The sequence below is a fragment of the Georgenia sp. 311 genome (genome assembly GCF_006151955.1).
GTDB lineage: Bacteria > Actinomycetota > Actinomycetes > Actinomycetales > Actinomycetaceae > Oceanitalea > Oceanitalea wutianyii.
On record NZ_VDFS01000051.1, the window covers coordinates 1 to 8,612 of the forward strand.

Consider the following 8,612-nt stretch of genomic DNA (forward strand, 5'->3'; position numbering starts at 1 on the left):
ACGGCACACGCCTTGCACCCCGTGCACGCGGACTGGTCGAAGTAGAAGCCGTAGTTCGCACCGGCCTCGGTCAGAGAGTCAGTCATCACTCATCAGGCCTTTCGCACGTCGACGAGAGCGGTGTGTCCGGGGTTTCCCTTGGCCAGCGGCGAGGGGTGGTACTTCATCAGGGTGTTGACGTTGCCGCCGACGTCCACCCCGTCCTTGTCGGGGGTGTACCAGGCGCCCTGCGGCAGGGAGACGACGCCGGGAGCGATGCGCGGGGTCACCCGCGCCTGGGTGCGGACGGTGCCGCGGTCGTTGAAGACGAGGATCGTGTCCCCGTTGGCCACCCCGCGCGCCTCGGCGTCCTGCGGGTTGATCCACAGCATCTGCGGGTGCGCCTCGAGGTTGCGCGGCAGGTTGGCATAGCTCGAGTGGGTGCGCCCCTTGTAGTGGTGGGCGATGCACTGGAGCGGGAAGGTCGAGGTGCGGGCCTCCAGCGCTCCCTCCCAGGTGTCGAGGTGCTCGGGCAGGGCGGTGAGCCGGTCGCCGGCGCGGTCGCCCTCGAAGACCCACTCCTGGGACATCTCGTAGAGCTGCTGGGAGAAGATCTCGATCTTGCCCGAGGGCGTGGCCAGCGGGTTGGCCTCCGGGTCCTCCCGGAAGGCCTTCATCCCGATGACGTGGCCGTCGGGGTTCTTCTTGCGGAAGACACCCATCTCCCGGAGCTCGTCCTCGGTGGGGAAGTCCGGCACCGTCTCGCGGGTCTGCTCGAAGAGCCAGGTGCGCCACTCCTCCTGGGTGCGTCCCTGGGTGAACTCCTCCTCGATACCCAGGCGGCGGGCGAGCTCGGTGCACATCTCGTAGCCGGTCTTGCTCTCGTAGAGCGGCTCGATCGCCTTGTCGCCGATGATCGACCAGCCCATGTCGCTGCAGCTGGCCCCGGGGATGAGGTCGTTCTCCTCGAAGTTCGTCGTCGCCGGCAGGACGATGTCGCCCCAGTCGCACGAGGGCGTCCACTGGTGGTCGATGACGACGATGAACTCGCACTTGGTGTCGTCGCGCAGCGTCTCCTGGGTGACGTGGACGTCGTTGTGCTGGTTGATCAGCGTGTTGGAGGAGTTGACGATCATGAGCTTGATGCCGACGTCGAGCCGGTCCTTGCCCCGCACGCCGTCCTTGACGGCCGTCATCTCCGGGCCGTGGTCGATGGCATCGATCCAGTTGAAGCAGGAGATCTGGGTGCTGACCGGGGGAGCCTCGCCGTCGAACAGGGGGAAGGACGTGACGGGGATGCTGTAGTTGCCCTCGCGGGCACCGTTGCCGCCGCCCGGGATGCCGATGTTGCCTGTGGCCGCGGCGAGCGTGAAGACGGCGCGGGCGACGTTCTCACCGTTGGCGTGGCGCTGCGATCCCCAGCCCTGGGTGATCGCGCACGGCTTGGCGGTGGCGATGTCACGGGCGAGCTGGCGGATGCGGGCGGCGGGGACGCCGGTGATGCCGGCGGCCCACTCGGGGGTCTTCTCGACGCCGTCGGGGCCCTTGCCCTCGATGTAGGAGCGGTAGGAGGAGTTCTCCGGGGCGCCCTCGGGCAGCGTGTCCTCGTCGAAGCCGACGCAGTAGCGGTCGAGGAAGGCCTGGTCGTGCAGGTCCTCGGCGAGCATCACGTGGATCATGCCGGCGACGAGCGCGGCGTCGGTGCCCGGGCGGACCGGGACCCACTCGTCGGCGACGGCCAGGGCGGTCTCGGAGTACCGCGGGTCGATGACGATCGTGCGCACGCCGAACTCCGCGCGGACCTTCTGGACGACCGCGAGCTCCCCGCCGCCGGACATCCGCGTCTCGAGCGGGTTGTTCCCGAACATCACCTGCAGCCGCGAGTTCTGGGCGTCCTCGAGAGAGTTCGAGGCCATCCAGCCGCCGTACTGGTAGGGGAAGGCGGCGGTGATCTGAGCCGTCGAGTAGTCCCCGTACTGGCCGAGGTAGCCGCCGTAGGTGTTGAGCAGGCGCGGCCACGTGCCGCGCTTGGTGATGTTCCCGCCGGTGGAGCCCGAGCCGTAGTGGTACCACAGGGCCTCGTTGCCGTAGGTCTCCTTCACGCGCCGCATCTGCGAGGCGATCGTGTCGAGAGCCTCCTCCCAGGAGATCGCCTCCCACTGGCCGCTGCCGCGCGGGCCGGTCCGGCGCACCGGGGTCTTGATGCGGTCGGGGCTGTAGATCCGCTCGCGCTGGTTACGACCCCGGACGCACGCCCGGATGTTGAAGTCACCGAACTCGTCCGAGCCGGTGGAGTCGGGCAGGACGCGGACGACCGTGCCGTCCTTGACCTGCAGGCGCAGCGGGCAGCGGGACTGGCAGTTGGCAAGGCACGCGTTCCACACGGTCGCGTCGACGCCAGGCATGCCGTCGGCCGCAGCCGCCTGCGTGGCGCGACCCGGCATACCGAGGTCGGCGGCCGTCGAGACGAGTGCGGCCGCTCCGCCCGTCGCGGCCGACCACTTGAGGAAGGTGCGGCGGCTGGGGCGCGGCCGCGTCGTCGCTGACTGTGGGGTGACCATTCGTGTTGCCTCCGATGTGTATGGCCTGGACCACAGCCAGCACACCAGTGACAACTGATGAAGACGTAGGACCTACGTCCACGGATTTCCGCGGAATTCCGCGGAAATCCGCGGGATATTCGCAACGCCCGGGGGATTTATCCCGGAGTCGGGCTCAGGCGGCCACCGGGACCGGGTCCTCGGCCTGACGCTTGCGCACACTGGCGTCGCGCATCGCGGAGACCCCCACCGCGAGGAAGAACAGCACGACGAGACCGAGTGCCTGGATGATCATCGGCACCGGGTTGGGGACCGGGTTGATCACCGCGGCGAAGGTGAACGCGACGACGACGGCCCAGCGCCAGCCGGCCAGCATCGTCCGCGCGGAGAGCACGCCCAGGAAGTTGAGCGCGACGAGGATCTCCGGCAGGAGGAACGAGAGCCCGAAGGCGATGACGAGGTACATGTAGAACGTGACGAACGAGCCCGCACTGAGCAGCGTGGCGGCTCCCTCGGGCACGAAGGAGATGAGCGCCCCGACGGCGCGGGGGACGATGAGCACGCCGGCGACGGCGCCGGCGCCGAACAGCAGGACGCCGACGGCGCCGAACGCGAACGCGGTGCGCTTCTCGGCGCGCTTGAGGCCCGGGCCGATGAAGGCCCCGATCTGGTAGATCCACCACGGGCTGCTGAGGATGGCCCCGGCCCAGAACGCCACTCGGAACTGGAGCTCGAACGCGGCGCCGATCGTCTGGAAGTTCAGCTGCGGGTTGACGCTGCCGAGCTCGGTGAGCGGGCGCTGGACGAACTCCATGATCGGCTCGTAGAGGTACCAGCCCACGGTGGTCCCGATCCCCAGCCCGACGAGCACGAGCACGAGCCGCTTGCGGAGCTCCTTGAAGTGGGCTCCGACGCTCATGGCCGCCGTGGGGTTCTCGCGGCGGCGCACGGTCACTTGTCCGGCGTGTGGGCGGGAGCCGGGGTCTCGTCCTCCTGCAGCTCGGTGATCTCCTTCTTGAACACCTTCATCGACTGGCCGATGGACCGGGCGACGTCGGGCAGGCGCTTGGCGCCGAAGAGGATGATGAGGACGATGAGCAGGACGAGGATGTGGGTGGGACGCATGGTGGCGGTTCTCCGTTGTCGGGCCTCAAGGGCGGGTCGGGTCGGGGCTCTTGCCCGGCTGGTGGCCGGCCTGCTTGGTCCAGGCCTCCATCTCCTCACGCACCGCCTGCCGGACGATCTCCCGCGGGTCGTACTGCCGCAGGTCGAGCTGGCTGAGGTCGAGGCCGCTGAGGTCGACGTCGTCGAGGCCGACGACGTCGCGGCGGGCCTCCTCGCGCAGCTTCGCGCTCCACGACCGGCCGAAGTCGACGACCTTGCGGAAGGCGCGCAGCGCCTGGGCCAGCCCCTTCGGCCCGATGGTGAGGACCACGACGACGAGGATGATGACGAGCTCGACGGAACTGACGCCGAACAGGTTCACAGGCTTACTCCTCTCGTGGTGGCCCTCCGAGCGTAGGCTCGCCGCTTTCGCCCAGTTCGGGGTCTTTGGTCCCGCGAGGAGCGAGGGCTCAGGTCGACTCGTCGCGACGGCGCGCCAGTCGCTCGGCGAGTCCGGGCGGCATCGAGGAGCCGAAGGCGTTGCCCTCGCGGAAACGGCAGGTGGCGCACAGTGGGCCCTCGTCGGCCGGGTGGCGTGCGCCGCACCGTTCGCACGTGGCCGTTCTCACCTCGGCGAGGACGGCGGTGGGCACGGCGAGCACGTCGGCAAGAGGGAGCGACCCGGAGGTGGAGAAGGCGTCCACCGGGCACAGTCGCAGGCACTCGAGCTCCGCGCGGCAGTCCTCGCGCAGGTGGGTGAGGGTGCTCGTGTCGCCGTCGTGGTCGAGGACGAGCGCGTCGTGCGGGCAGGCACGCACGCACACCCCGCAGGCGACGCAGCCGTCCACGGCGAGGGCGGCGGCCGCGCTCGGCGGACCCGCCGCGGCGAGCACGTCGCGCTCGGACGGGGCGACGTCCTCGCTGTCGGCCCGGGTGGCGGCGTCGGGCCGAGGCGCGGCGCCGAGGAGGCGCAGGGCGGCGATCGTGCGGGCAGCGTCGTCGAGGTCGAGGTCCAGCGGGGCGGCGTCGAGGCCGCCGAGGCCGAGGACGACGCGCCGCGGCAGGGGAACCTGGCCGAGGGTGAGCACCGTCGGGCGCCCGCGCCGGAGCAGCGGGGGAGCGGTGTGCCTCCGCACCCGGTCGCCGAGGACCTGGGTCCAGCCGGTCACCTGCGCGGCCGCCTCCTCGGGGGCGCTCGGGCACGCGGTGACCTCGACGGCGCCGACGCCGGAGGCCAGGAGCTGGGCGGGCAGGCCGATGCCGGTGTCCTTGAGGCAGCCCGGAAGACGGACGACGAGGGTGTCGCGTGCGACCGGGGGGAGCGGGGCGTCCGCGCACAGGAGCAGGACGCGCCCGGGGACGTCGTGGGCGGCCAGCCAGCGCAGCAGCTGCCGGGTGGGATCGGCCATGTCTCCATGGTGCCCGATCTGCTCAGGCGGGCGACCAGGACCAGACGAGTCGGTCCACCGCAGCCGCCCGCTCGTGCACCCTCTCCCGGGTGGTGGACGGGTCGAGCTGCCCGCCGCCCGCCGCCGCGAGCCCGACGAGGAAGGCGGTGAGCGGGGCACCCGGCCGCGACGGGCCGTGCGCGACGTCGCGGATGAGGTCGAGCAGCTCGTCGGTGACGCCGTCGAGCAGCGCCGGGTCCAGCCCGAGCTCGGCGCACACGGCCGCGAGCCACTGGCGCATCTGCGCCATGCGACCGTCCTCAGGCGTCGGGCTGCTCATTGTCGAAGACCTCGCTCGTCCACTTCCAGGCGGCGATGGTCGCCGGGAAGCCGCGCGTGGTCAGTCCGAGGAGGACGACCTGCTCGATCGCCTCCCGGCTGACGCCGGCCTCCAGGGCCTTGCGCACGTTGGACCGGACCGCGCCGTCGGACTGCGCGCCGAGCGCGATGCCGAGCTTGACGAGGCGCAGGGTCTGCTCGTCGAGCGGGCCGGCGGCGTCGACGGCCTCGGCGACAGCGTCGTGCCGGTGGACGACGTCGGGGAACCGGCGGCGGAAGGAACGGTAGATCTCGGGCAGGTGGTCGGTGTGCTCGTCCATGCCGGTCATCGTGGCACAGCGGGACTTCCGCGGCTCGGGGTTGGGAGCTCGCCCGTCGTCGTCCTCACCCCGCGCCCCGTCAGGTGGGGCGGCTCGGGTGCGTACACATGAGTGGACGCCGAGAGCGGGTGCTCTCGGCGTCCGGGGGAGGGGTCAGCGGAGCCAGCCGTTGCCGACCTTGCCGGCCCACCACTTGCCCAGCCCCCACTTGTCACCGGCGAGAGTGACGGCCGGGATGATGAGGAGCAGCGCCTCCATGACGTGGGAGTCGAGGATGGGGTTGGTGCCGTGCTCGCCGACCCAGGGCAGCGACACGAGGTACATGAAGAGCATGAGCGCGGTGCCGGCGACGGCCGCGATCTTCAGTCCGGCGCCGGCGATGAGCGCGATGCCGATGCCGAGGAGGCCGGCCATGAACAGGACGTCACCGAAGGCGTTGGCGAAGAGCGACTGGAAGAGCTCGGCCAGCGGCTGCTCCGGGGGGAGGTTGTTGAGGTAGCCCTGGGCAGGAGTGCCGCCGTTGATCCAGGCGCGCTCGGTCGGCGTGGTGAAGCCGAGGCCGAAGGTCTTGTCGAGGAAGGCCCACAGGAAGTAGAAGCCGATGATGATGCGGCTGACGGCGAGCACCGACTGAGCGGCCGGACGGACGACGATGTCGTCCATGTACAGGGGCTTGCCGGAGGTCGGTGCCGGGGGGCGGACCGACGTCTTTGAAGGTGCCATCTGAGTTCTCCCTCTGAGAGGTCCTGCGTGGTTGGGTTGTGAGATCAGACTGACAGCCCGACATGTCCGGATATAGGGGCCAAAGTCCCGATATTCCCCACCGTCTCGCGAACCGGCCTTCCGACGGGGGCGCGCGCCCCGCCGGGGCGGATAGTGTCGGAGGGTCCGCACCGCCGTGGATCCGCAATGCCGTGGAGAGGAACAGACAGCGATGGCCCTGCCCAGCCCGAGCTACACGATCACCATGCGGGTGCAGGTCCCCGCGTCCCAGGCCGCCACGAGCGAGCTGGTCGCGGCGGTGGCCGGCGAGGGTGCCTCGGTCACGGGGGTGGACATCGCGCAGTCGACGACCGACCACCTTCTCGTCGACCTCACCTGCGACACCATCGACGGCGCGCACAGCCAGCGGGTGGTCGACGCGCTCGAGGCACTGTCGGACGTCCGCGTCCTCAAGGTCTCCGACTCCACGTTCCTCATGCACCTGGGCGGGAAGATCGAGGTCGGTCTCAAGGTCCCGCTCCGCACCCGACGTGACCTCTCCCGTGCCTACACCCCCGGTGTCGCGCGCGTGTGCATGGCGATCCACGAGCGCCCGGAGGACGCGCGGCGGCTGACGATCAAGCGCAACACCGTCGCCGTCGTCACCGACGGCACCGCCGTGCTGGGGCTGGGGAACATCGGCCCGGCGGCGGCCCTGCCCGTCATGGAGGGCAAGGCCGCCCTGTTCAAGAAGTTCGCCGGCGTCGACGCCTGGCCGGTGTGCCTGGACACCACGGACACCGAGGAGATCATCTCGATCGTCAAGGCGATCGCCCCGGTGTACGGCGGGGTCAACCTCGAGGACATCTCCGCGCCTCGCTGCTTCGAGATCGAGCGGCGACTGCGCGAGGAGCTCGACATCCCGGTGTTCCACGACGACCAGCACGGCACGGCGATCGTCGTGCTCGCGGCGCTGATCAACGCGCTCAAGGTCGTGCGCAAGCGGATCGAGGACGTCCGGATCGTCGTCGCGGGGGTCGGGGCCGCCGGATCGGCGATCATCCGCCTCCTGCACGCCCAGGGCGCCCGCAACATCGTCGGGTTCGACCGCGACGGGGCGATCCACCGCGGCAGTGACACCTCCGGCGAGCACCACCGCTGGATCGCCGAGCACACCAACCCCGAGGGGGTCACCGGCAGCCTGCAGGACGGGCTCGAGGGGGCCGAGGTGTTCATCGGCGTGAGCGCGGGCAACATCATCACGGGCGCGGACGTCGCGCGGATGGGCGACAGCGCGATCGTCTTCGCCCTCGCCAACCCCGTGCCCGAGGTCGACCCGATCGAGGCGGCCGCCCACGCCGCCGTCGTGGCCACCGGGCGCAGCGACTACCCGAACCAGATCAACAACGTCCTCGCCTTCCCCGGCCTGTTCCGCGGCCTGCTCGACGCCGGCGCCTGCGACATCACCGAGGAGACGCTCCGCCGGGCCGCGGTGGCGATCGCCGGCGTCGTCGGCGACGACGAGCTCAACCCGTCCTTCGTCATCCCCGGTGTCTTCGACCCCCGCGTGGCGGAGGCCGTGGCGGACGCCGTGCGCCAGGAGGCGGAGGAGGCCCAGGCGGCAGGACGCAGCCCGGCGCCCGCCGACCCGGGCGTGGAGGACGCCCGCGTGACCTGGCCCGGGCGCCCGCTCGTGCCGTGAGAAGAGGTCCTGTGCGTCGACTCACAGGACCCGGTCGCCTTGCGGGACCTGACCGAGCTTTCCGCGCCGTTCCGCGGAAAACTGGCATCCTGTCGGGCGTGGGCGGTGGTTTGACCCGCGGACTGCCACCTGCCTAAGATTCCGATGTCGGCAAGGGAGGCACGGACACCGAGGGCCAAGAAGCCCGGTGGCCGGTCCCGCCGAACGAACCCCCACAGGATGCGCTGCGAAGCGTGGTCCGCGGGGGAGGCAGTGACACCGAGATGGACAGTGATCCGGCCCGCTGAGGCGGATTTGGAGAACTGAGCCGGACCGTGTAACTTGGAGTAGTTGCCCCGCGCCGGGGCTGGCCGGACTGGCTGGTTCAGGGTGGTGTGTGTCTGTTTCTTGAGAACTCAACAGTGTGCCAAGTTTTTTGATGCCATTTAGATCTGATGGCGTCCGGTCTTTCAGGGCTGGGTGTTTGAGGGTCTGTTTGTTTGGTTGCCTGCTCGCGGTTTCCTTTCCGTGGGTGGGTTTGCCTGGATTGCCTGCCGGC

At 70.3% G+C, this 8,612-nt stretch carries 9 protein-coding genes; 1 reads left to right on the forward strand and 8 read right to left on the reverse strand.

The window, feature by feature from the left end:
- Positions 1-92: 92 nt before the first annotated feature.
- The 8 genes from FHE66_RS10940 to FHE66_RS10975 all read right to left on the reverse strand — a co-directional run bounded on the left by FHE66_RS10940 (position 93) and on the right by FHE66_RS10975 (position 6,393).
- Positions 93-2,540, reverse strand: coding sequence for a DMSO/selenate family reductase complex A subunit (locus tag FHE66_RS10940; protein ID WP_139072995.1), 2,448 nt, complete (start codon positions 2,538-2,540; stop codon positions 93-95).
- 154 nt (positions 2,541-2,694) lie between these two features.
- Entirely contained in the window at positions 2,695-3,438 is a 744-nt protein-coding gene (gene tatC, locus FHE66_RS10945) for a twin-arginine translocase subunit TatC (protein WP_139072996.1), read from the reverse strand.
- Between the two features lie 32 nt (positions 3,439-3,470).
- The gene (gene tatA, locus FHE66_RS10950) at positions 3,471-3,644 is read right to left on the reverse strand and encodes a Sec-independent protein translocase subunit TatA (RefSeq protein WP_139072997.1); all 174 of its coding nucleotides are present in this window, start codon (positions 3,642-3,644) and stop codon (positions 3,471-3,473) included.
- Between the two features lie 25 nt (positions 3,645-3,669).
- On the reverse strand, positions 3,670-4,005 hold the full coding sequence (locus FHE66_RS10955) for a hypothetical protein (protein ID WP_139072998.1): 336 nt from the start codon (positions 4,003-4,005) through the stop codon (positions 3,670-3,672).
- An 88-nt stretch (positions 4,006-4,093) separates the two neighbouring features.
- Entirely contained in the window at positions 4,094-5,032 is a 939-nt protein-coding gene (locus FHE66_RS10960; protein WP_139072999.1) for a 4Fe-4S dicluster domain-containing protein, read from the reverse strand.
- 22 nt (positions 5,033-5,054) lie between these two features.
- Positions 5,055-5,321: a DUF6457 domain-containing protein gene (locus tag FHE66_RS10965; RefSeq protein WP_218013690.1), complete on the reverse strand. Its 267-nt coding sequence runs from the start codon at positions 5,319-5,321 to the stop codon at positions 5,055-5,057.
- A gap of 10 nt (positions 5,322-5,331) precedes the next feature.
- Positions 5,332-5,670: a carboxymuconolactone decarboxylase family protein gene (locus tag FHE66_RS10970; protein ID WP_168202649.1), complete on the reverse strand. Its 339-nt coding sequence runs from the start codon at positions 5,668-5,670 to the stop codon at positions 5,332-5,334.
- Positions 5,671-5,823: 153 nt separating this feature from the next.
- Positions 5,824-6,393, reverse strand: coding sequence for a DoxX family protein (locus FHE66_RS10975; RefSeq protein WP_230976546.1), 570 nt, complete (start codon positions 6,391-6,393; stop codon positions 5,824-5,826).
- Between the two features lie 211 nt (positions 6,394-6,604).
- On the opposite strand from FHE66_RS10975, the gene FHE66_RS10980 reads away from it, so the two are divergent.
- A complete protein-coding gene (locus tag FHE66_RS10980; RefSeq protein ID WP_139073001.1) occupies positions 6,605-8,074 on the forward strand; it encodes an NAD-dependent malic enzyme in 1,470 nt (489 codons plus the stop codon).
- The last annotated feature ends 538 nt before the right edge of the window (positions 8,075-8,612 follow it).

Bases quoted from the DNA above. Each gene is read 5' to 3' on its own strand.
- FHE66_RS10940 (WP_139072995.1), bottom strand. From the start codon at position 2,540: ATGGTCACCCCACAGTCAGCGACGACGCGGCCGCGCCCCAGCCGCCGC.
- tatC (WP_139072996.1), bottom strand. From the start codon at position 3,438: ATGAGCGTCGGAGCCCACTTCAAGGAGCTCCGCAAGCGGCTCGTGCTC.
- tatA (WP_139072997.1), bottom strand. From the start codon at position 3,644: ATGCGTCCCACCCACATCCTCGTCCTGCTCATCGTCCTCATCATCCTC.
- FHE66_RS10960 (WP_139072999.1), bottom strand. From the start codon at position 5,032: ATGGCCGATCCCACCCGGCAGCTGCTGCGCTGGCTGGCCGCCCACGAC.
- FHE66_RS10965 (WP_218013690.1), bottom strand. From the start codon at position 5,321: ATGGCGCAGATGCGCCAGTGGCTCGCGGCCGTGTGCGCCGAGCTCGGG.
- FHE66_RS10970 (WP_168202649.1), bottom strand. From the start codon at position 5,670: ATGGACGAGCACACCGACCACCTGCCCGAGATCTACCGTTCCTTCCGC.
- FHE66_RS10975 (WP_230976546.1), bottom strand. From the start codon at position 6,393: ATGGCACCTTCAAAGACGTCGGTCCGCCCCCCGGCACCGACCTCCGGC.
- FHE66_RS10980 (WP_139073001.1), top strand. From the start codon at position 6,605: ATGGCCCTGCCCAGCCCGAGCTACACGATCACCATGCGGGTGCAGGTC.